Source organism: Stenotrophomonas veracruzanensis (assembly GCF_032911525.1).
GTDB lineage: Bacteria > Pseudomonadota > Gammaproteobacteria > Xanthomonadales > Xanthomonadaceae > Stenotrophomonas > Stenotrophomonas africana.
Map to the genome: position 1 here is coordinate 1 of NZ_JAWJTI010000028.1, position 22706 is coordinate 22706.

Consider the following 22706-nt stretch of genomic DNA (forward strand, 5'->3'; position numbering starts at 1 on the left):
GCGCTACGTTCGGGACGTAGAGGTCGCAGGTTCGAATCCTGTCTCCCCGACCACTTCGGTGGTCACCAAGAAGCCTGGAAGACGACAGTCCTCCGGGTTTTTTTGTATCCGGCGCCCGGCACGCCCGCATGACGGGACCTTGCCGGACCGCACACGTACAATGGGCCGCGCTGCCGGCCTGCACGCAGCCCCTCCCCCACCTGCCGCTTCGGCGTAGACCGATGCCGGCGCTGCATGCCATTGCTCCGGCATGCGACACCTGCAAGGACCACCGATGAGTTCCTCCACTTCTGATTCGCCGTCGCTGCTGCACGGACGCGTGCTGGCGTTCGCCGCCATCCTGCTTGCGGCGATCAACCTGCGTACCGCAGTCACCTCGATCACCCCGCTACTCGACGTACTGGGCCAGCAGTTCGGCTTCGGCACCACCATGACCGGCGTGCTGGGCATGCTGCCGACCGCCTCGTTCGCACTGTTCGGCGTGGCCACGCCGGCGCTGGCGCGGCGCCTTGGCCTGGAACGCACCACCCTGCTGGCGATGGTGATGGCGATGGCCGGCCTGCTGCTGCGCTCCAGCGCCGGCAACGTCGGCACGCTGCTGCTCGGTTCGGTGGTGGCACTTGCCGGCATGGGCATCGGCAACGTGGTGGTGCCGCCGCTGGTGAAGCGCTACTTCGCCAACAAGGTCGGCACCATGAGCACGCTGTACATCAGCGTGCTGCAGCTGGGCACGATGCTGCCGGCGCTGCTGGCGGTGCCAATGGCAAACGCCGCTGGCTGGCGCGTGTCGCTGGGTATGTGGGCGCTGCTCGCGCTGGCCGCGGCACTTCCGTGGCTGGTGCTGGCCAGGCGCGCACCGAAGCCGCAGGCCGACGCCACCGACCCGACCGCGCAGCCGCATGGGAAAGTCTGGCGCACGTCGCTGGGCTGGAGCATGACGCTGATGTTCGGCATGACCTCGCTGATGACCTATTCGATGTTCACCTGGCTGCCACGCATCGTGGTCGAGGCCGGTGGCACGCCGGCCTTCGGTGGCGTGATGGTGGCGGTGTTCTCGGCATTGGGGCTGCTGCCTTCACTGGTCATCCCGTCGATGGCGGTTCGCATGCAGAACCCGTTCCCGCTGGTGCTGATCGGCTTCTTCTCGTTCGTGATCGCCTTCACCGGCCTGCTGCTCGCCCCCATGAAGGCGCCGCTGTTGTGGGCCTGCCTGCTCGGCGTCGGTCCGTCCACCTTCCCGCTGGCGCTGACCCTGATCAACCTGCGCACCCGCACCCCCACCGGCTCGGCGGCGCTGTCCGGGTTCATGCAGGGCGTGGGCTACAGCTTCAGCTGCCTGGGCCCGTTCCTGGTCGGCTGGCTGCACACGGTCAGCGACGGCTGGACCCTCCCGTTCAGCTTCCTGTTCGGCTGCGCCACCCTGATGCTGTGCGCCTCGTGGGTGGCCTGCAAGCCGCGGAAACTGGAAGATCTCTGGTAACCGGCCGGGGCCACCAGGCCGCCCCGCCTACCGCTCGTCAGCCACCCTGGGAATTTTGACGCCGGACTGACAATTCCGGGCGGATAGTGCCGGTGAATGCCCATCCTTGCCGCGTGACGGCATCGGGCATGGGGGCGGCATCGCCGCCCAGGCCACCACTCGGTGTGCGGGGGACTCTCGTTTCAGACAAGACATTGCAGGTCGCTGTCCGGGTTGTATCCGTCCTGATGGGACGGGCATGCACGAAGGGAGTGACGCGGGCCACGGCCACGCCAAAAGCTGGCATGTGATGTGCGTCACATTTTTAAGGTTGTCTGGTTTGGAAGCCAAGGGGGTCCCCAATGGTTGTCCACCGTCGGCTGGCGCTCTGCGTCGGCCTTGCCTGTACCGCGCTGGCCTGGGCCAGCAGCGCTGCCCCGCCCGACCGCGAGGCGGCCCTGGCCGAGATCGGTCACTACCGCGACCAGGCGCGTTGGCTGGATGCCCTGGGCGCGATCGAGCGCGCCAGCCAGCAACAACCGGATGACGACCTGCTGTTCAAGCTGCGCGTGCTGACCCTGGGCGACATCGGCAACGCCTGGCGCGCGTGGGAGCTTTACCAGCAGCGCCCGCAGCTGTTCGACGCCGCGCAGAAGCAGCGCTTGGAAGGAGACTATCTGGCCAAGCTGGTGGTCTGGAGCCTGGCCTACAGCAGCAGCGAGGACAGCCGTCTCGAAGAGGCCGAATCGACCCTGGCACGCATGCAGCGCTACCTTGGCGGCGAAGGCACCCCATCCTCGCAGGCACCACTGCGTATCCGCATGGACCGGCTGATCCTGCTCAACCGCCTGGGCCACCATGCGCAGGTGCGCGAGGAAGCCCGCGCACTTCAGGCCGAAGGCCATGCCCTGCCCGACTATGTGCTGCCTGCGGTCGGCGATTCGCTGATGGGCACCCTGCATCCGGAAGAGGCCATTCCGGTGCTGCAGGCGGCAGTGGCCGGCGACCCGACACGCGATGCCTCGCATTCGGAACTGGCCTATGCCTACCTGGAGAGCGAGCAGCAGGAAAAGGCGATCGACCTGCTGCAGGGCTGGCGTGACAAGGCGCCGGCGTGGCGCTGGAGCAACGGCAAATCACCGTACGCGAACTGGTCACGTTACGAGGCCGACCTGAATCTGGCGATGGTGCGCGCCTACAGCGGCGACCTGGGTACCGCGCAGCACGACCTGGAATCGATGGTGGACATCGCGCCGGGCAACGGCGGCCTGCAGAGTGCACTGGGCAGCGTCTACATGATGCGTGGCTGGCCACGCCGGGCGCTGCAGCGCCAGCAGATGGCCCACGCGCTGGACCCGCGTGACATCGAACCTCGGCTGGGAATGGAGGAGGCCTACGTCGCCCTGCAGCGCGACGACCTGGCGCGGCCGCTGCACGACGACCTGATCGCGCGCTACCCGACGCAACCGGCGGTCGAACGCATGGACCAGGCCTGGCGCGCGCATCGCGGTTGGCAGCTGAAGGCATGGACCGACATCGGACGCAGTTCCGGTGGCGGTGGCACCTCGCCGTTGGGAAACAACGATCGCCACTACGGCGTGGAAGTGGAGACACCGATCCTCGACGACCGCTGGCGGTTGTTCGCCCTCGCCGACCGGCGCTCAACCGATTTCCAGGACCAGCGTATCGATCCGCTGTGGCTGGGCGCAGGCGTACGCTACCGCTTCGGCCAACTGGATGCGGAAGCAGCGGTATTGCGCGCCAACGACCACATTGGCGATACCGGCCTGCGCGTCGGCGTTGGCTGGCAGTTCAACGACCACTGGCATGCCGGCGTGGTGGCCGCACGCAATGATCCGGAGGCATCGATGCAGGCACGCTCGGCCGGCATCACCGCCGACAGCGTAAGCGCACAGGTGGACTACCGGCGCAGCGAACGCACGCACTGGATGTTCGGCGCCAGCCGCTTCCGCTATGACGATGGCAACCATCGCGAACTGTTCGGCACCCGCCTCGAACAGCGCCTGCTGACCCGCCCCCGCTGGTTGGTCGATGGCCTGGCCAGTGCCTACACCAGTCGTGGCAGCCGCGACGATGCGCCCTACTTCAACCCGAAGCGCGACCGGATGGTCGAGATCGGCCTGCGCATCGACCAGCAGCTGTGGCGCCATTACGAGCGCCACTTCCGGCACCGGCTGACCGTCTCGCTGGGCGACTACTGGCAGGACGGCTTCGGCAGTGCGTTGGTGCCGTCGGTGTCCTACATGCACGAGTGGCAGCTGGGCCCCGGTCGCGTGTTCGAGTATGGCGTGCGCTGGTCACGGCCGGTGTACGACGGCCATCGCGAGCGCCATATCGGCTTCGAAGCTGCACTGCGCTGGGGAGACTGACATGACCCGCTTCCTGCGACTGATCGTGCTCCTGCTGCTGGCCTGCGTGCCACCGGCGTTCGCGCAGCAGGCCGTGCATCTTGATGCGATCGACAACGGTCTGCTGATCCTCAGCTACCACGACATCCGCGACCAGGTGGCCGCCAAGGGCGATGCCGATACCTATGCGGTGAGCACGCAGAACTTCGCCGCGCACCTGGACTGGCTGGGCGCGCATGGGTACCACCCGGTTTCGCTGTCGCAGCTGATCGAGGCCTCGCAGGGCCGTGCGACGCTGCCTCCGAAACCGGTGCTGCTGACCTTCGACGATGGCCTGCGCAGCGTCTACGACAAAGCCTTTCCGCTGCTGCGGGCCTACCACTACCCGGCCCTGGTAGCGGTGATCACCGACTATGTGGACATGGCTCCGGGCCGCACCATCGACTACGGCTACCGCCCATTCGGCCACGACGACTTCGTCACCTGGGCGCAGTTGAAGCAGATGCATGACAGCGGTCTGATCGAAGTGGCCAGCCATACCGACGACCTGCACCACGGCGTGCTTGCCAATCCACAGGGCAATTCGACGCCCGCCGTGGTCACCCGCATCTACACCCCAGCCACGCGAAGCTACGAGAGCGAGGCGCAATACGAGCAGCGACTTCGCGCCGATCTCTCGCGCAGCGTGCAGCGCATCGAGCAGCACCTGGGCGTGCGCCCGCGCGCCATTGTCTGGCCATACGCGGCCTACAACCGGTTGAGCAACGAGATCGCCGAACAGCTGGGCATGCCGGTCTCATTCGACCTGGAAGGGCGCAGCACCCCGGTGGCCAGTGACCTGCACGGGTTGGCGCGGTTGCTGGTGAGCGACAACCCGACCGTGGAAGGGCTGGCCTACGAACTGCGCCGTGATGTCGCGCTCGACGGCATCCGCGCTCTGCAGATCGACCTCGATGATGTGTACGACCCGGATCCGGCGCAGCAGGCACGCAATCTGGATGCGCTGATCGAGCGGGTCAAGCGCATCGCACCGACGCACGTCTACCTGCAGGCGTTCGCCGATCCGGACGGCAACAACACCGCCGATGCACTGTACTTCCCCAACCGCCACATGCCGATGCGCGCGGACCTGTTCAGCCGCGTCGCCTGGCAGCTGAAATCCCGCGCGGGCGTGAAGGTCTACGCGTGGCTGCCGGTGCTCGGCTTCGAGCTGCCCGACCCGGTGCAGCGAAAGGCGCTGGCGATCCGCAACGGTGATGCCGACGGCATGTACCGCCTGGATTTCACCAACTCGAAGGCCAGGCAGATCATGCTCGACATCTACGAGGATCTGGCGGTCAATTCCTACTTTGAAGGTCTGCTGTTCCATGACGACGGCTACCTGCGCGACACCGAGCTGCCCACTCTGGCGGCCGGTGAAGATGGCAGCGCACGTACCCAGGCACTGATCGCCTTCACCCTGGCCCTGCGCGACAGTGCGCAGCGTTGGCGGCCGAAGCTGGCCACGGTACGCAACCTGTATGCCGAGCCGGTACTCCGCCCGCAGAGTGAGGCCTGGTTCGCGCAGCGCCTGGACCTGTTCAACAAGGCCTACGACCAGACCGCACTGATGGCGATGCCATGGATGGAAGGCAGCAAGCACCCCGAACGCTGGCTCGACCAGTTGCTGGCGGCAGTGCGCGCGCACGATCCCCAACTGCAACACACGCTGTTCGAACTGCAGACCGTCGATTGGCGCAATGGAAAGCCGATTCCCGCCGAGCGCCTGCGTGCGCAGATCCGCCAGCTGCAGGCGCAGGGCGTGCACCACTTCGCCTGGTACCCGGACGACTTCATCGCCGACCAGCCCTCCACCCGCGATGCCCGAGCGGCGATGTCCGCCGGCAACTTCCCGTACCCGGAGAAGTGACATGGACATGCATCCGCTGCTGCAGGTCCTGTTCCAGTTCGCCTTCTACTACCCGATGGTGATGGCGTTCTTCTGGATGTCCGGCGGCCTGTACTACTACTTCCGGCGCGAGCGCCACTCGCGCCCGCGCAACGATCCGCCGTTGATGCTCGATCCCCCCTTCGCAACCGTGCTGGTGCCCTGCCACAACGAAGCGGAGAACCTGGACGATACGCTCACTGCGGTGCTGGCCCAGCGCTATCCCGCCGACTACGAAGTGATCGCCATCGATGATGGCAGCAGCGATGACACCGGCGCGCGACTGGACGCACTGGCAGCGCAGCATCCGCGGCTGCGCGTACTGCACCTGGACCGCAACCTGGGCAAGGCCAATGCACTGCGCATGGGTGCGCTGGCCGCGCGCTCGGAATACCTGGTGTGCATTGATGGCGATGCAATGCTGGAAGAGCATGCGCTGCACTGGATGGTCTGGCACCTGGTCAGCGGCAACCGGGTTGGTGCAGTGACCGGCAACCCGCGCATCCGCAACCGTTCCACCCTGCTCGGACGCCTTCAGGTGGCGGAGTTTTCCTCGATCATCGGCATGATCAAGCGCGCGCAGCGCGTGTACGGGCGCATCTTCACCATCTCCGGGGTGATCGCCGGCTTCCGACGCACCGCCCTGCATCAGGTCGGCTGGTGGTCGGACGACATGGTCACTGAGGACATCGACATCAGCTGGCGCCTGCAGCGCGCGCACTGGGACATCCGCTACGAACCCAATGCGCTGTGCTTCATCCTGATGCCGGAAACGCTGAAGGGCCTGTGGCGGCAGCGGCTGCGCTGGGCACAGGGCGGCGTGGAGGTGATGCTGCGCCACGCCGGCTCGCTGCTGCACTGGAAGGAGCGGCGCATGTGGGGCGTACTGCTGGAGTACGTGCTGAGCGTGATCTGGGCCTACACGATGTTGTTCATCGTGCTGCTGTGGGCACTGGGCAAGTTCATCGAACTGCCACCAGAGCTGCACATCGCCAGCCTGCTTCCGGAGTGGCATGGCGTGATCCTGGCCTTGGTCTGCCTGCTGCAGTTCGCCAGCAGCCTGATCATCGACCGGCGTTACGAAACACAGATTGGACGCAATTACTTCTGGGTCATCTGGTACCCGATGGCGTACTGGCTGATCAGCCTTTCCACCACCTTGGTGGCGCTTCCCAAGACCCTGCTGCGCCGTCGCAGCAAGCGCGCCACCTGGACCAGCCCCGACCGAGGGATCCGATGAACGCACGACACCCGTCCAACCGCTTCGACTCGCGGATGATCCGCAAGCCACACCATCAACCGCGCTTCCAGCGCACTGCCTGGGGATTCGTCACCCTGGCGTTCTGGGGCTTTTACTTCTACCTGTGGGCGCCACTGGTGACCCTGGTGTCGTGGCTGATCGGCGGACAGCTGGCCTGGCAGCAGCTGTACGAACGGCAAAGCCAGTTCGACCCCTATGTGCTGGTGGCGCTGCCACTGATGCTGCTGTGCGCCAGCGTGCTGCTGATCGGCTGGGCCGAGTACAACCGCGCGCGCTTCCGTGGCCACGACCGGCGCCTGCCGCGGCCATTGGCCAGCCTCAATGAAGTGGCCGCTGACCTCGGGGCCAGCACCGGGCTGGCCGAGCGCCTGCTGGGCTGCAAGGCCGCCACGCTGCACATGGACGATCACGCGCGACCGATCGGCATCCGTCGCGAAGTGGTGTGACCCAGCGACCCGGTGGGTGCCGACGTTGGTTGGCGCTTGGGCCTGGTGGGTGCCGACCTTGGTCGGCACCAGGGTCTACCGCGAAGAGCATCCACGCATGGCGTGGATCTACTTGCGCGTCTGCCCTTCACCGCGCACGACAAATCGTTCGACGGTGAGTGCCTCCAGGCCCATTGGGCCGTACGCATGCAGGCGCGTGGTGGAAATGCCGATCTCGCTGCCCAGGCCCAGCTGGCCACCATCGGAGAAACGCGATGAGGCATTGACCATCACTACCGCCGAGCGCAGCGCAGTGACGAAGCGCTCGGCGTGGCCGGCGTCTTCGGTGGCGATCACTTCGGTATGGTCGGAGGTATGGCGGCGGATGTGCGCGATGGCCGCCTCGAGGTCATCAACCACGCGCACGGCCAGCACCAGGTCGAGGAACTCGGCAGCGTAATCCTCATCGGTCGCCGCCGTGCTGCCCGGCAGCAGCGGTTGCGCCTGCGCATCGGCGCGCAGCTGCACGCCACGCTCGCCGAGCGCCTGGGCCACGCGTGGCAGGAACGCTTCGGCCACATCGCGGTGCACCAGCAGGGTCTCCAGCGAATTGCAGGCCGACGGACGACTGCACTTGCCGTCCACCAGCAGATCGATGGCTTTGCCGAGATCGGCGCTGGCATCCACGAACAGGTGGCAGACACCCTTGTAGTGCTTGATCACCGGCACCCGCGCATGCTCGGCAACGAAGCGGATCAGGCCTTCGCCGCCGCGCGGAATCGCCAGATCGATCAGCTCATGCAGCTGCAGCAGTTCCAGCATTGCTTCGCGACGCAGGTCGGTCAGCACGGTCACCGCTGCCGGCGGTACGCCATTGGCCTGCAAGGCACCCGCCAGCGCCTGGGCGATGGCGGTGTTGGAGTGGATCGCCTCGGAGCCACCGCGCAGGATCACGCCATTGCCGGCCTTCAGGCACAGCGCGGCCGCTTCGGCGGTCACGTTCGGGCGCGCCTCGTAGATCATTGCGATCACGCCCAGCGGCACGCGTACCTTCTGCACGCGGATGCCGTTTGGACGCACATCGTCGCGGGTGATCTGGCCGACCGGATCGGGCAGCGCAGCCACCTCACGCACGGCTTCGGCCATCGCGAACAGGCGCGGTGGGTCCAGTGCCAGGCGGTCGAGCATGGCACTGCCAACGCCCTTGTCGCGCGCGGCGGCGAGGTCACGCGCATTACCGGCCAGGATCAGCCCGGCATTCACTTCCAGTGCCTGGGCCATCGCCAGCAGCAACGTGCGGCGGGACGCGCTGTCGAGGCCGGCAACGGTCTGGGCCGCATCACGGCAGGCACGTGCCTGCACTTCGATTTCGCTCATCGGGGAGTCCTTCAAACCGGTCATGGCAGCACCAGATCGTCGCGATGGACGACACTGCCACCGTAGTTGTAGCCCAGCACGGCCTCGATGTCGCGCGAATGGCGGCCGGCGATCCGGCGCACATCATCGGCCGCGTACTGGCTGACGCCGCGCGCCACGCAGACGCGGCCCTGTGGCGCGTTCCAGCACACCTGCACCATGTCGCCACGGCGGAACATGCCCTCCGCGCCGGTGATGCCGCCGGGCAGCAGCGAGGCGCCCTTCTCGCGCATCGCCTGCGCCGCGCCGGCATCGATCACGATCGCACCCTCGACCAGCGGCGCGTGCCGCAGCCAGTGCTTGCGGGCCGCCTCACGGCTGCGCGCGGCGTGGATACGGGTACCGAACAGGCGGTCCTGGGCCAGCGCGCGTACCACGTCACCGCTGCGGCCATTGAACAGATAGGTTTCGATGCCGAGACGACCCGCCTTGGCCGCCGCTTCCAGCTTGGTGCGCATGCCGCCGGTACCGGCGCGCGAGCCGGCGCCGCCGGCCATCGCCAGCACCTCGTCACTCAGTTCCGGCACGTCGTGCAGCGGCCGCGCGTCGGCCACGGTGCGCGGGTCGGCGCTGTACAGGCCATCGATATCGGTGGCGATGAACAGCGCATCGGCATCGACCAGCGCCGCCACCGTCGCCGCCAGGTTGTCGTTGTCACCAAGCTTCAGCTCGTCCACCGACACGGTGTCGTTCTCGTTGACCACCGGCAATGCTCCCAGCCGCAGCAGTTCGTTGAGCGTGGCGCGGGCGTTGAGGTAGCGGCGGCGGTTGCGCAGGTCGTCATGGGTCAGCAGTACTTGCGCCACCGGGCGCTCGAAGAAGCGTTGCCAGAGCCCGATCAGCTGGGCCTGGCCGAGCGCGGCCAGCGCCTGGCGCGCCGCCATCGCCGCACCGGGCTCATCGGCCCGCGGCAGGATCGCGCGCCCCGCCGCAACCGCACCGGACGACACGATCACCACCTCGCGCCCGGCCAGTACATTGGCCGAGACGAACTGGGCCAGGCCCAGCGCGTGGCGCGGCGACAGGCCACCGCCATCAGCCGCCAGCAGGCTGCTGCCGACCTTCAGCACCGCACGCCGCCATGGCGGCAGCGCTTGTTCGGGGAACGGCGAGACGACGTGGGCAGCGTGCTGGATCATCGGTCAGGCTCTCAGCGGGTATTCCATTCGTGCACGGTCAGGTCGGAGGCCTGCATCGTCACCAGCGGATCGGTGGCGATGATGGCCTGCGCCTGCGCCAGGCTGTCCACGTTGCACAGCACATAGGCACCACCGCTGCCATCGGCGAAACCACCGGTCAACTGCAGCTTGCCCTGCGCCTGCAACGCGTCGAGGAATTCGCGGTGCGGCTGCACCGCTGCATCGTTGAAGTCCGGCCGGCGCATGGCCATCACCAGGTAGACGGTGCCCGCCATCAGGACAGCGCCTGCCAGCGCGCGTGCAGCTCGTCCAGGCGCAGATCGGCGGCCGAACCCGGCGACACACGCGCGGCCAGGCTGCCTTCCGGCGTGCGTCCTTGCCCTGCGCTGTCGGCACCGGCTGCAGCGGCTTTGTAGGCCTCACGGAACGGTACACCGGCCACGGCTGCTTCCACCGCGACGTCGGTGGCATACATGCCCGAGTCGATCGCTGCGCGCAGCCGGTCGTCACGCCATTCCAGATTGGCCAGCAGCGCTGGCAGCAGCTCCAGTGCGGCGAGGCCACGGCCGAAACCGTGGAAGATGGCGCCCTTGGACGACTGCAGGTCGCGGTGGTAGCCCGACGGCAACGACAGCAGCTGCTCGATCTCGGTGCGCGCAGCGGCCACGCTGGCGTGGGTGGCACGCATCAGCTCGATCACGTCCGGGTTGCGCTTGTTCGGCATGATCGAACTGCCGGTGGTGTACTGCGCCGGCAGCGCGACGAAACCGAACTCGGCGCTGGTGAACAGCGACAGGTCCCAGGCGATGCGGCGCAGGTCCAGGGTCGCGCCACCCAGTGCTTCCAGTGCGGCCAGCTCGAATTTGCCGCGCGACAGCTGTGCATAGATCGGCGAGATCTGCATGCGCGCGAAACCGAGCGCGGCCGTGGTGTGTTCGCGGTCCAGCGGCAGGTTCACGCCGTAGCCAGCGGCGGTGCCAAGCGGATTGGCGTCAACCAGTGCATGGGTGTCGCGCGCGCGGATGGCGTTGTCGATGAACGCCTCGGCCCAGCCGGCCCACCACATGCCGGCCGAGGACACCACGGCACGCTGGATGTGGGTGTAGCCGGGAACCGGCAGGTCCTTCTCGGCCTGTGCGCGGTCCAGCGCGACCTTGGCCGCCTCGGCGCTGAGCTGCGCCACGCGCTGCAGCTTCTCCTTCAACCACAGGCGGGTGGCGACCAGGATCTGGTCGTTGCGGCTGCGGCCGGTGTGGATCTTGCGGCCGGCATCGCCGAGGCGTTCGGTCAGGCGCGCTTCGATCGCCGAGTGGCCATCCTCATACTGGGTATCGAGCACGAAGCGGCCTTCGCGGAAGTCCTGCGCCAGCACCTCCAGTTCGCGCAGCAGGCCGTCCAGCTCGTCGGCACTGAGGATGCCGATGTGCTGCAGGCCCTGCGCATGCGCGGCGCTGGCGGCGATGTCATGCAGGAAGAACTCGCGGTCGAGGATCACGTCATCGCCAGCGAGGAAGGTCTGGATCTGGGCGTCGACAGCAACGCCGGGCTTCTGCCAAAGAAGGTCTGCCATGGGGGCTCCGGAATACGTGTTCAGTGCGGGATCGACGTCAGTTCGTCGATGCCCAGCGCGAGGTTGAGGTTCTGCATGGCCTGGGTGGCCGCGCCCTTGAGCAGGTTGTCCAGGGTCGCCACCACGACGACCCGCTTGCCGCCCGGGGCCAGGGTGAAGCCACCTACCTGGGCACCGTGGCGGCCGGCGATGCGGCTGACCCACGGCGCTTCATCCACCACTTCGATCAGGGGTTCGCCGGCGTAGGCCTGCTGGAAGCGCTCGACGATCTGTTCGCGGGTCTGCACGCGGTTCAGCCACAGGTTGGCGGTAAGCGTGATGCCACGGAAATGCGGAGCAACATGCGGCATGAATTCGACCGCCACGCCCAGCTGCACCGACACCTCGCGCTCATGCACGTGGTTGGTCAGCGCATACGGCATCAGGTTGTCGGCCAGCAGTTCGACGTTGTTCTTGTCCGACGGCGTGGTACCGGCGCCGGAGTAGCCGGAGACACCGAAGCACTGGGGCGGACCGGCCAGCAGGTCCAGCAGCGGATGCACCGCCAGCTGCATCGCCGTGGCATAGCAGCCCGGGTTGCTGATGTGTTTCTGTCCGTTGTAGCGGCCGCGGGTCAGCTCCGGCAAGCCGTAGTACCAGCTGTTGTCGAAACGGTAGTCGGCGGAGAGGTCGACGATGACGGCGTCCGGTTTCGCGGTTTCAAGCGCGGCCACGAACGGTGCGGCCAGGCCATTGGGCAGGGCCAGGATCACCGCGTCCACGCCCTTGCCCGCCACCGCGTCGGCGTCCAGGTTTTCGTACTGCAGCTCGCCCTGGAATTCCGGGTGGTGGTCGGACAGGCGCTGCCCGGCGCGCTCGCGCGAGGAGACGAAAGCCAGTTTCAGCCGTGGGTGGGCGGCCACCAGCTTGATCAGCTCGGCGCCGGTATGGCCGCGGGCACCGACGATGCCCAGGGTGAAAGTCGAATCGTTCATGCGTGACTGTCCAGGCGGTACTGCAGGTGGCGCTTCACGCCCTGCCATTCCGCATCGATGATGGAGAAGATGACGGTATCGCGCGGCGTGCCATCGGCATGCCGCTTGTGGTTGCGCAGCACGCCATCCTGCTTGGCGCCCAGGCGCGCGATGGCAGTGCGCGAGGTGGCGTTGAACCAGCTGGTTTCCAGCACCACGCTGATGCAGCCCAGCGTTTCGAAGGCGTGCTGCAGCAGCAACAGCTTGGCTTCGGTGTTGGCGCCGGTACGCTGCACGCGCGGCGCATACCAGGTGTAGCCGAGGCTGAGTTTCGGCACACCGGCATCCATGTCATAGAAACGGGTACTGCCGACGATTCCGCCAGCCGCATCACGGATCACGAACGGCAGCACCTTGCCTTCGCTCTGCGCCTGCAGCGCGGCCCGCACATAGGTCTCGGCCTGTTCCGGCGACGGCACCTGGGTGTACCAGAGCTGGTCCAGGCCGCTGCCTTCAAGCGCATCGCGCAGGCCGGGCACGTGTTCCATCTGCAGCGGCTGCAGGGTTACGTGCTGGCCGCGCAGGGTAGGAACCGTGTTCCAGGCATCGAGGTTGCTCATTGCTCAGCCCTGCAGGCTCGGGGTGCGCTGCGCGCAATGATCGACATAGGTCTTGATCCGGTCGATGCCATCGGCACCGAACCAGAATACCTTCCACTGATCCTGCTTGTAGCAGCCATCGGACTCGGCGTAGTAGAAGTGATTGATCGGGTTGCCATGGCGCGAGCGCCAGAACAGCTGCGGCGTTTCTTCCAGCATCACGTTCCAGACCGCACGGCCGAGGCCTTCGCCCTGTGCGTCGTCGAGCACGGCGAACTTGTCGAGGTACACGCCTTCAGCTTCGTCAGTGAGGATGACCGCGGTGCGGTAGTTCTCGCTGACGTAGGCGCGCAGCAGCCTGGTCTTCTGGAAATAGTCCGGCACCAGGGTGCGGCCGAAGCTGGATTCGATCAGGCCCTTCAGGCGCGGCAGGTCCAGTTCGTCCCAGGCGGTGGCGCGCAGCACTTTTTCGCCCTTGCGCACCAGCGTGCCCGAGCCCTTGTGGGTGAACAGTTCCTTGGCCAGGTCGGCCGGACGCGTGATCGACACCGACGATTCCAGCGGCAGGCGATCGAGCAGATCCTTGATCTGTTCGATCTTCACCTTCATGCCGCCGTGGATCCACGGCTGCGCGATCAGGTGGTCGTACTCGGTGGACAGGTTGATCGAATCGATCACGTTGCCCTGCTCGTCCAGCAGGCCGCCGGTACCGGTCAGGAAGATGATCTTGTATGGCTGCAGTTCCTGCACCAGTTCGTTGGCGGCGAAGTCGGCGTTGACGTTGAGGATCTGGCCGCCTGCGGTCTCACCCAGGCTGGTGATGACCGGGATCGAACCGGCGCGCAGGCTGGCTTCGATCGGCGCCAGGTTGACCTTCTTCACCTCACCGACCAGGCCGTAGGTGTCCACGTCCAGGTACTCGGCCTCGAACACACCACCGGTGATGGAGGTGGCACGCGCACCGTTCTGCTGCAGCGCCTCGACCAGGCGCAGGTTGGACTGCTGGAACACCCGGCGCACGATCGCCAGCGCTTCCGGCGAAGTCACGCGCAGGCCGTTGACGGTCTGCTTCTCGATACCGGCGGCCGACAGTTCGGCATCCAGCTGCGGGCCGGCGCCGTGCAGCACGATCGGGGTCAGCCCGACTTCCTGCAGGAACGACAGCGAAGAGGTCAGCGCGTCGAGGTCGTCGCGCAGCACCGCGCCGCCGACCTTGACCACGGCGAAGCGCTTGGCATCCAGCTGCGAAAAGCGCTTGAGGTACTGGCTGATCTCCTTCGCGCTGGCCATGCTGGAGAGCAGGCGCACGATGGTCTGGCGGGTCTGGCGGTGGGGCTGGAGGGCAGGAGACATTTCGGTTTCGTCACAGGCGGCGGTCGCCGCGTTGCAGTTCCACCCGGCAGGGCCGGGCGGCGTTGTGGGGTCGATCAGGCGCCGGCGGCGATGATGCGGTGCACGGCGTCGGTGTAGCGCTGCAGCTGGTCCAGCGTCACGAACTCATCGGCGGTGTGGGCCTGGGCGATGTCGCCCGGGCCGAACACCAGCGTGGTGTAGCCGCCCGCTGAGAACAGCGAGGCCTCGGTCCAGAAGTCCACGGCATTGCCGATCGGCAGTTCCAGCGCATCGGCCACGTCACGTGCCAGCAGGCGGCGGTTCTCGGCTTCGGCGATGTCGCCGGCCGGCAGGCTGGGGCCACGGAAAGTTTCGGTGAATACCGCCGCTTCCGGTTCGGCGAAACCGGCGAAGGTCGCCAGCAGGCCATCGATGTCCATCGATGGCAACGGGCGGAAGCCGAACCGTACTTCGGCAGCCGGTGCGATCATGTTGGCCTTGATCCCACCTTCGACGCGACCGATGTTGAAGCGCAGGCCGGTCAGCCCGCCGAAGCGCGCCGAAGCCAGCGATTCCACGTGGTCCAGCGCACGGTTGCCCCAGCGCATGGCCTGATGCAGCGCACTGGCGGCCGCATCCTGCTTGCCCGAAGCATGCCCGGCGCGGCCGGCGAACTGCATCAGTACCGAGCTGATGCCACGGTGCGCGAGCACCGCCTCGCTCATGGTCGGCTCGGCCACCAGCACCGCTTCGTATGGCAGGCCACGGGCCAGGAACGCGGCGATACAGCGCGGATCGTTGGCTTCTTCGTCGCTGGAGAACAGGAAGGCGGCATCGCCATCGCTGGCGTTGGCCGCCGCCACCAGCGCAGCGGCAGCGCCCTTGATGTCACACACGCCCAGACCGACCACACGGTCGTCCAGGCGGCGCATCACAAGAGGGTCGGCACTCCAGTGCGGCGAGTCCGGCACGGTATCCAGGTGCACGTTGAACAGGTACTTCGGCGTCCCGCGCACGGCGTACAGGCTGACTGCGCCGGCGCCATGGTCGATCACCTCGACGTTGAAGCCGGGCAGGTTCGCGCGCAGGTAATCGAAGATGCCACCGGTGGTGATCGCACGCGGCGGGTTGCGGGTGTCGAAGGACACCAGGGCCTGCAGGTGATCGAGCGTCTGTTCAAGCATGAAACAAAGATCCTGTGGAATTCCGCCGGGCATGGCCCGGCGCTACCGTGATGCGTCTGGTGGAGAGCCCCCTTCTTGTTGAAGGGGGCGCGCCAACGGCGCAGGGTTAAGGTGGAATGCGCGGGAGACGTGCGCGCAATTCAATCGCTCAGCGATTGACTTGCGCGTAAAGCGTCGAGCTCATGCCGAACAGCTTGATGAAGCCTTCGGCCTCCTCCACGCCCCAGTCGGCCGACTGCGCGTAGGTGGCGCCCTTGGTGTTGAGCAGATGCGGCGACTTCACCGCCACTGCATCGACGCGGCCACCACGGGTTTCCAGCACCACTTCGCCGTTGACCTTGGCCTGCGAGGACTTCAGGAAGGCTTCGATGTCGGTCTTCAGCGGGTCGTGGTAGAAGCCTTCGTACACCAGCTCCACCCACTTGCGTGCCACGTCCGGCTTGAAGCGGTTCTGCTGCTTGGTCAGGACCGCATCTTCCAGCGCGCGGTGCGCGGCCAGCAGCGAAACCAGGCCCGGAGCCTCGAAGACGATGCGGCCCTTCAGGCCGATCACGGTATCGCCGGTGTAGACGCCGCGGCCAACGCCGTACGGGGCGAACAGCTTGTTGAGCTGGGCCAGGATCTGGTCACCCGGCAGCACCTTGCCGTTCAGTTCGACGGCTTCGCCTTCGACGAACTTCAGGGTGACGGTCAGCGCCTGTTCCGGCCACTCGCTGCGCGGCGCGCACCAGCCACGGGCACCCTCGCCCGGAGCTTCCCAACGGTCGATCTCGCCGCCGGACATGGTCAGGCCCAGCAGGTTCTCGTTGATGGTGTAGGCCTGCTGCTTGGCGCGCACGCCGAAACCACGCTCTTCCAGGTACTTCTGCTCGTAGGCGCGGGTCTGGGTGTGTTCCTTCTGGATCTCGCGGATCGGCGCGATGATCTGGTAGTCACCCAGCGCCTTCACGGCCAGGTCGAAGCGGACCTGGTCGTTGCCCATGCCGGTGCAGCCGTGGGCGATGATGTTGGTGCCCAGCTCGGCAGCACGCTTCAGCGCGGCATCGACGATCAGGTAGCGGTCCGAGACCAGCAGCGGGTACTGGCCCTGGTAGCCTTCGCCGGCCCATACGAACGGCTTGACGAAACCTTCCCAGATGGCCGGGCCACCGTTGACGGTGACGTGGCTGGTCACGCCCAGCTCGGCGGCACGCTTTTCGATGAAATCGCGCTCTTCATCATCCACGCCGCCGGTATCGGCGAACACGGTGTGCACGTTGTAGCCACGCTCCTGCAGATACGGCACGCAGAAGCTGGTATCCAGGCCGCCGGAGAAGGCGAGAACGACGTCTTTGTTGCTCATGGGGATCAGGTCCACTTGGGGGATGAGAATTCGGTAGAGCCGACCGTTGGTCGGCTGGAATGTTGGATGCGCCGCTGCGGGAGCAGCCGACCACCGGTCGGCTCTACCCCCTTGTTCGATCTAGCGCCCGGCAACCGCCGCCATGATCGCCTTCTGCACATGCAGGCGGTTCTCGGCTTCGTTGATGGCGATGCACTGCGGCGAATCCATCACCGCGTCGGTGGCCTTCACATTGCGGCGCAGCGGCAGGCAGTGGCTGAACACACCGTTGTTGGTCAGCGCCATCTTCCGTTCGTCCACGATGAAGTGCTTGAACTGGTCGCGGATCGGCTTTTCCGGCTCCCAGTTGCCGAAGAACGGCAGCGCGCCCCAGCTCTTGGCGTAGACCACGTCGGCACCGGCATAGGCGCTGTCGATGTCATGGCTGATCTTCAGCGAACCGCCGCTCTCGGCCACGTTCTGCTCGGCCCAGCCCATGTAGCGGTCGTCGAGGATGTAGTCGGCGGTCGGACACAACAGGGTCACGTCCATGCCCATGCGGGTGGCGATGGTCAGCGCCGAGTTGGCCACGGCAGTGTTCAGCGGCTTGGGGTGATAGGTCCAGGTCAGCACATACTTCTTGCCACGCAGGTCCTGGGTGCCGAAGTGCTCCTGCAGGGCCATGATGTGGGCCAGCTCCTGGCACGGGTGGGTGATGGTCTCCATGTTGATGACCGGCACCGGCGAGTACTTGGCGAAGCTGTTGAGGACGATGTCCTGGCGGTCGTAGGCCCAGTCGATGAACTTGGGGAACGCGCGCACGGCGATGATGTCGCAGTAACGGCCCAGCACCTTGGCCACTTCAGCGATGTGCTCTTCGGTGTCGCCGTCCATCACCGTGCCGAGGTTGAACTCGATCGGCCACGCATCCTTGCCCGGCTGCAGCACCACCGCGTGGGCGCCGAGCTGGAACGCGCCCAGTTCGAAGCTGGTGCGGGTGCGCATGGACGGGTTGAAGAACACCAGCGCGATCGACTTGCCCTTGAGCTGGTCGCCGAGCTTGTTGCGCTTGAACAGCGCGGCCTGGGTCAACAGCGCGTCGAGATCGCTGCGGCTCCAGTCCTGGGTGTTCAGGAAGTGCTTGGGGGACATCATCTTTCCTTGCGTGGCGGCGCCGGGTTCGACGCGGTGGAAGGGAAAACAGGAAGCAAAGGTGGAACGAAAAGGTTGCAGTTGCAGCTTTCAGAACGCAGAAACGAAAAAACCCAGCCGGGCGGCTGGGTTTTTTTCGGACGAACAGCAAAAAGCTCCGGTTACCCAGCGAGGATGTGGGGTTCCGGTCGACGCGCACGCGAGGTCATGCCCGACGCCTGTCGGGCTGCGCTGCTGTCGTGCTGGAAGTCGGTGAGCTTCATGGTCAATTATCTTTGCATGCGGCTGGGGCCGGCGCAAGGGGCCGGGGTCGCAGAATCAGGGGTTGCTGGCTGTGCCCTGCTCGGGGCCGACCCAGGGGGTGATCGACACCCGGATCTTCAGCCGGTTGCCGGGGTCTTCCGGCAGCCGCGAGCGGTACTTGGTGCCCTTGTAGACGTAATCCACGTCGTAGGCGATGGGCCTGCGGAATTCACGCCCCACCGGCACGATGCGGCAGTCGCGGGTCAGCATCGGGCCGTTGTTGGCCGGTGCCGGCGCCGGGGCCGGTGACTCGGCGGCGGTGTCCTCGGAGACCTCTTCATCGCTGCGCTTGAACATCGAGCGCACCGAGTCCCAGAAGCGGCTGATCCGGCCCTTGTCCTCGACCGGCTCCTCGCCGGTGACATTGACCGGCGCCAGAGTCCGGGTCGAGACCGGCTCGCAGTGCTCTTCGGTACGGGTCGCGCGGAGGGTCTGGAACACGGGCTCGACGTTCAGCACCTGCGCGTAGTCGAACTTCACGTTCTCCACGATCACCACCCGGTTGCGGGGCTCGGCCTCCTGCGCCTGGGCCACGGCGGCCAGCGCCGACAGGCAGGCCAGGGTCAGCAACGCGGTGGATTTCATTGGCGAAGGGGGCAAGGACACGGCAATAGTGTAGGCAGTGGCGAGCGCAAGGGGCTGAACATTACCCGTCCACGCTGCTCCTGCCCACCCCACCTTGGGCGGACCCGGCGTCCACCGGTGGCAGGCGGTGCCCCCAAAGGGGGCCGACACGTTCTAAAATCACAGGCTTGTCCCCCAGCCACAGCCCCATGACCCTGCGCCTGCACAACAACCTGACTCGCCAGCTCGAACCGTTCACTCCGCTCGACCCGGCCTGTCCGACCCTGTATGTGTGCGGCCCGACGGTCTACAACTACGTGCACATCGGCAACGCCCGTGGCCCGGTGGTGTTCGGGGTGCTGGCCGACCTGCTGCGGCGCCGTTTCGGTGGCCTGCGCTACGCGCGCAACATCACCGACGTGGACGACAAGATCAACACCGCTGCACGTGAGCAGGGGGTGCCGATCAGCACCATCACCGACAGGTTCGCCGCCGCCTACCGTGAAGACATGGCCGCGCTGGGCGTGGTGCCGCCGGACATCGAGCCGGAAGTGACCGCGCACATGCCGCAGATCATCACCATGATCGAACAGCTGATCGCCAATGGTCATGCCTACGCCGCCGAAGGCCATGTGCTGTTCGCGGTGGCCAGCTTCGAGAGCTACGGCAAGCTCTCGCGCCGCGACCCGGATGAAATGCTGGCGGGCGCCCGCGTCGACGTGGCCCCGTACAAGCGCGACCCGGGCGACTTCGTGCTGTGGAAGCCGTCCAGCGACGACCTGCCCGGCTGGGAATCGCCGTGGGGCCGTGGCCGCCCGGGCTGGCATATCGAATGCTCGGCGATGGCCGCCGCCCATCTGGGCGAGACCATCGACATCCACGCCGGCGGCGTCGACCTGCAGTTCCCGCACCACGAAAACGAGATCGCGCAGAGCGAATGCGCCCACGGCGGCAAGATCTTCGCCCGCTTCTGGCTGCACAACGGCATGCTCAACTTCGGCGGCGCCAAGATGAGCAAGTCGCTGGGCAACATCGAGCGCGTGCACGATCTGGTGCGCCAGCATCCGCCGGAAGCGCTGCGCCTGGCCCTGCTGTCGGCCCATTACCGGCAGCCGCTGGACTGGTCCGACGGCCTGATCGAACAATCGGTGCGCACCCTGGACCGCCTGTACGGCACCCTGCGCGAACTGGCATCGGTCGACGCGGTCGTGGCGATCCCGTCCACGGTCGAGGCGACCCTGGACGACGACCTGAACACCCCACAGGCGCTGGCCGAAGTGGCCCGCATCGCCGCCGATGCACGCCGGGCCACCGACCCGGCCGAACAGGCACGCCTGAAGGGCGAGCTTCTTGGTGCGGGCCTGGCGCTGGGCCTGCTGCAGGCCGACCCGGCACAGTGGTTCGGCACTGCGGCCAGCGACGGCGGCGACGATGCCCGCATCCAGGGCCTGATCGACGAGCGTGCCGCCGCCAAGAAGGCCCGCGACTTTGCCCGTTCCGATGCCATCCGCGACCAGTTGGCCGCCGAAGGCATCGTGCTGGAAGACACCCCGCAGGGCGTGCGCTGGTCGCGCAAGCGCGGCTGACCTGCCCTGCCCCGTGGCCGGTCCGCCGGCCACGCCCCACCGTAGAGACCGTTGTGACCGACTCCCCGTTCCCGCTTGAACCCACCGCCGCCGAGGCACAGACCGCCATCGCCGAGGAATTCGGCTTCTTCGGCGACTGGTCCGAGCGCTACCAGTACCTGATCGACCTCGGCCGCAAGCTGCCGGCTTTCCCGGAAGAATGGAAGACCGAAGAGCATCGCCTGCTCGGCTGCCAGTCGATGGTCTGGATCGTGCCGGAAGGCAACGCGCAGTCGCTGCGCTTCCATGCCATCAGTGATTCGGCCATCGTTTCCGGCCTGATCTTCCTGGCCCTGCGTGTGTACTCCGGGCGCTCGGCGCAGGAGATCCTCGCCACCGAACCGAGCTACATCCAGGACATCGGCCTGGCCCGCCACCTCTCCCCCACCCGCAGCAACGGTGTGGCGGCGATGCTGGCCTTCATCAGCGAGACCGCGCAGGCGCAGCTGCAGCGCGATCCGTCGTGAGCGAGCCTGCCACAGCCGAAGACACCGCGCTGGGCCTGCTGTCCCGGCCCGGCTTCGCCAAGCTGCTGGCCTACCGCATCTTCGCGATGCTGTCCTACCAGGTGGTGGCGGTCACCGTCGGTTGGCATATCTACGAAGTCACCCGCAATCCGTTCTCGCTGGGACTGATCGGCCTGGCCGAGGTTCTGCCGTTCTTCTGCGTGGCGCCATTCGCCGGCTATCTGGTCGACCACCTGCCGCGGCGCCGGTTGGGCATGGCGGCCTGCTCCGGACTGATCGCCACCGCGCTGGTGCTGACCAGCGTGGCCAAGGGCTGGCTGCCGTTCGAAGGCGTGTGGCCCATCTATGCGGCCATCGCCCTGACCGGCATGGTCCGCGCCTTCCTGTCGCCGATCTACAACGCGTTGTTCGCCCGCGTGCTGGCCCGCGACCAGTTCGCGCGCGGCGCCGGCCTCGGCGCGGTGGTGTTCCAGGCCGGCATGGTTGCCGGTCCGGCACTGGGCGGCGTGCTGGTCGGCTTCGGTGGCAAGGGCCTGTCCTACGCGGTGGCAACAGCCTTTGCGCTGGTGGCGATGGCCTGCCTGGCTACGTTGAAGGTGGAAGAACCGGTGCACACCGGTCCTGCCGCGCCCATCTTCAAGAGCATCGCCGAAGGCGCGCGCTTCGTGGTCGGCAACCGGATCATGGTCGGGGCGATGGCGCTGGACATGTTCTCGGTTCTGCTGGGCGGCGTGGTGGCAATGCTGCCGGCCTTCCTGCACGAAATCCTGCACCACGGTCCGGAGGGCCTGGGCATCCTGCGCGCGATGCCGGCACTCGGTTCGGTGTGCGTGGGCCTGTGGCTGGCCCGCCACCCGCTGCATCGCAATGCAGGCCGCGTGCTGCTGTTCGCGGTGGGTGGGTTCGGCCTGTGCGTGATCGGCTTCGGCCTGTCGCAGCACTTCTGGCTGTCGGCGCTGATCCTGCTGTTCTATGGGGCCTTCGATGGCGTCTCGGTGGTGATCCGCTCGACCATCCTGCAGTTGGCCACGCCGGAAGAGATGCGCGGACGGGTGTCGTCGATCAACGGCATCTTCATCAGTTCGTCCAACGAGCTGGGCGCGTTCTATGCCGGCACGATGGCCCGCCTGCTCGGCCTGGTACCGGCCGTGGTGCTGGGTGGGTTCGCGGTGCTGAGCGTGGCCGGGATCACCGCGTGGAAGAACCCGACGCTGCGGAAACTGAATCTGCGTGATCTGCAGTGACCCCGCGGAGAGCGCGTTCGGCGGCGCCGGGCGTTTGACTGGCCACGTCACTTTCCCTCGATGAATGGGTTTGTCACTTTCTTTGCGCGCGCAAAGAAAGTAACCAAAGAAACGCGCCGCCATCCGCGAGCCGGTGCTGCGCACCGGTGCCCTGTGCTCCTCAGTGAATCCGGGGACGGCGCCGAACTCGCTGCGCTCAAACAGCGGCGCCTCTTCGCCCCTGATTCCCCTGCGGTGCTCGGCTCGCTACAAGGCGGACCCAACACAGCCGCGAGCGCACGCATGACCGCTCCTGGAAGAGCCAAGCCATGCTGGGCTGCTTTTGCTTTTGCTCTCCCTTGCCCTCCGGCTTCGGCCTGAGCCGAGCGTGGGCTCGGCTCTACATTGGCCGTGCAC

At 66.7% G+C, this 22706-nt stretch carries 19 protein-coding genes; 8 read left to right on the top strand and 11 right to left on the bottom strand.

What is annotated here, in order from left to right; all coding sequences use genetic code 11:
- Positions 1-274: 274 nt before the first annotated feature.
- From R1H25_RS15235 to pgaD, 5 genes are all read left to right on the top strand, one after another.
- Positions 275-1480 carry an MFS transporter gene (locus R1H25_RS15235; protein WP_317224010.1) on the top strand — a complete coding sequence of 402 codons (1206 nt, stop codon included), beginning with the start codon at positions 275-277 and terminating at the stop codon, positions 1478-1480.
- Between the two features lie 341 nt (positions 1481-1821).
- Entirely contained in the window at positions 1822-3849 is a 2028-nt protein-coding gene (gene pgaA, locus R1H25_RS15240) for a poly-beta-1,6 N-acetyl-D-glucosamine export porin PgaA (RefSeq protein ID WP_317224011.1), read from the top strand.
- 1 nt (position 3850) lies between these two features.
- Complete coding sequence (gene pgaB / locus R1H25_RS15245; protein WP_317224012.1) at positions 3851-5737, top strand: poly-beta-1,6-N-acetyl-D-glucosamine N-deacetylase PgaB; 1887 nt, start codon at positions 3851-3853, stop codon at positions 5735-5737.
- A gap of 1 nt (position 5738) precedes the next feature.
- On the top strand, positions 5739-6995 hold the full coding sequence (gene pgaC, locus R1H25_RS15250; RefSeq protein ID WP_057500190.1) for a poly-beta-1,6-N-acetyl-D-glucosamine synthase: 1257 nt from the start codon (positions 5739-5741) through the stop codon (positions 6993-6995).
- Entirely contained in the window at positions 6992-7462 is a 471-nt protein-coding gene (pgaD, locus tag R1H25_RS15255; protein WP_317224013.1) for a poly-beta-1,6-N-acetyl-D-glucosamine biosynthesis protein PgaD, read from the top strand. Before pgaC ends, pgaD begins: the two co-directional genes overlap by 4 nt.
- A 108-nt stretch (positions 7463-7570) precedes the next feature.
- Here the strand turns inward: pgaD and R1H25_RS15260 are convergent, their stop codons facing one another.
- From R1H25_RS15260 to R1H25_RS15310, 11 genes are all read right to left on the bottom strand, one after another.
- Positions 7571-8842, bottom strand: a complete 1272-nt coding sequence (locus R1H25_RS15260; protein WP_317224014.1) for a glutamate-5-semialdehyde dehydrogenase — start codon at positions 8840-8842, stop codon at positions 7571-7573.
- Complete coding sequence (gene proB, locus R1H25_RS15265; RefSeq protein ID WP_317224015.1) at positions 8839-9996, bottom strand: glutamate 5-kinase; 1158 nt, start codon at positions 9994-9996, stop codon at positions 8839-8841. Before proB ends, R1H25_RS15260 begins: the two co-directional genes overlap by 4 nt.
- Before the next feature lie 11 nt (positions 9997-10007).
- Positions 10008-10271, bottom strand: a complete 264-nt coding sequence (locus R1H25_RS15270; RefSeq protein WP_049447890.1) for a YciI family protein — start codon at positions 10269-10271, stop codon at positions 10008-10010.
- Positions 10271-11566, bottom strand: coding sequence for an argininosuccinate lyase (gene argH, locus R1H25_RS15275; RefSeq protein ID WP_317224016.1), 1296 nt, complete (start codon positions 11564-11566; stop codon positions 10271-10273). The genes R1H25_RS15270 and argH overlap by 1 nt, the downstream gene beginning before the upstream one ends.
- A gap of 20 nt (positions 11567-11586) precedes the next feature.
- A complete protein-coding gene (gene argC / locus R1H25_RS15280) occupies positions 11587-12540 on the bottom strand; it encodes an N-acetyl-gamma-glutamyl-phosphate reductase (protein ID WP_317224017.1) in 954 nt (317 codons plus the stop codon).
- A complete protein-coding gene (locus R1H25_RS15285; RefSeq protein WP_049418141.1) occupies positions 12537-13139 on the bottom strand; it encodes a GNAT family N-acetyltransferase in 603 nt (200 codons plus the stop codon). The genes argC and R1H25_RS15285 overlap by 4 nt, the downstream gene beginning before the upstream one ends.
- Before the next feature lie 3 nt (positions 13140-13142).
- Entirely contained in the window at positions 13143-14471 is a 1329-nt protein-coding gene (locus tag R1H25_RS15290; RefSeq protein ID WP_049447893.1) for an acetylglutamate kinase, read from the bottom strand.
- Positions 14472-14545: 74 nt separating this feature from the next.
- Positions 14546-15634 (bottom strand): acetylornithine deacetylase, encoded by a 1089-nt coding sequence (locus R1H25_RS15295; RefSeq protein WP_317224018.1) that lies wholly within the window; start codon positions 15632-15634, stop codon positions 14546-14548.
- 148 nt (positions 15635-15782) lie between these two features.
- The gene (locus R1H25_RS15300; protein ID WP_317224019.1) at positions 15783-16976 is read right to left on the bottom strand and encodes an argininosuccinate synthase; all 1194 of its coding nucleotides are present in this window, start codon (positions 16974-16976) and stop codon (positions 15783-15785) included.
- 120 nt (positions 16977-17096) lie between these two features.
- Positions 17097-18107, bottom strand: coding sequence for an N-acetylornithine carbamoyltransferase (locus R1H25_RS15305; protein ID WP_014037861.1), 1011 nt, complete (start codon positions 18105-18107; stop codon positions 17097-17099).
- 318 nt (positions 18108-18425) lie between these two features.
- On the bottom strand, positions 18426-18995 hold the full coding sequence (locus tag R1H25_RS15310) for a hypothetical protein (protein ID WP_049447897.1): 570 nt from the start codon (positions 18993-18995) through the stop codon (positions 18426-18428).
- A 188-nt stretch (positions 18996-19183) separates the two neighbouring features.
- On the opposite strand from R1H25_RS15310, the gene cysS reads away from it, so the two are divergent.
- Genes cysS through R1H25_RS15325 form a run of 3 tightly spaced genes read left to right on the top strand, consistent with a single transcriptional unit; the run spans position 19184 to position 22310 of the window.
- Positions 19184-20560 carry a cysteine--tRNA ligase gene (cysS, locus tag R1H25_RS15315; RefSeq protein ID WP_057500183.1) on the top strand — a complete coding sequence of 459 codons (1377 nt, stop codon included), beginning with the start codon at positions 19184-19186 and terminating at the stop codon, positions 20558-20560.
- A gap of 53 nt (positions 20561-20613) precedes the next feature.
- Positions 20614-21066 (top strand): SufE family protein, encoded by a 453-nt coding sequence (locus R1H25_RS15320; RefSeq protein WP_317224020.1) that lies wholly within the window; start codon positions 20614-20616, stop codon positions 21064-21066.
- Positions 21063-22310, top strand: a complete 1248-nt coding sequence (locus R1H25_RS15325) for an MFS transporter (RefSeq protein ID WP_109813560.1) — start codon at positions 21063-21065, stop codon at positions 22308-22310. The genes R1H25_RS15320 and R1H25_RS15325 overlap by 4 nt, the downstream gene beginning before the upstream one ends.
- The last annotated feature ends 396 nt before the right edge of the window (positions 22311-22706 follow it).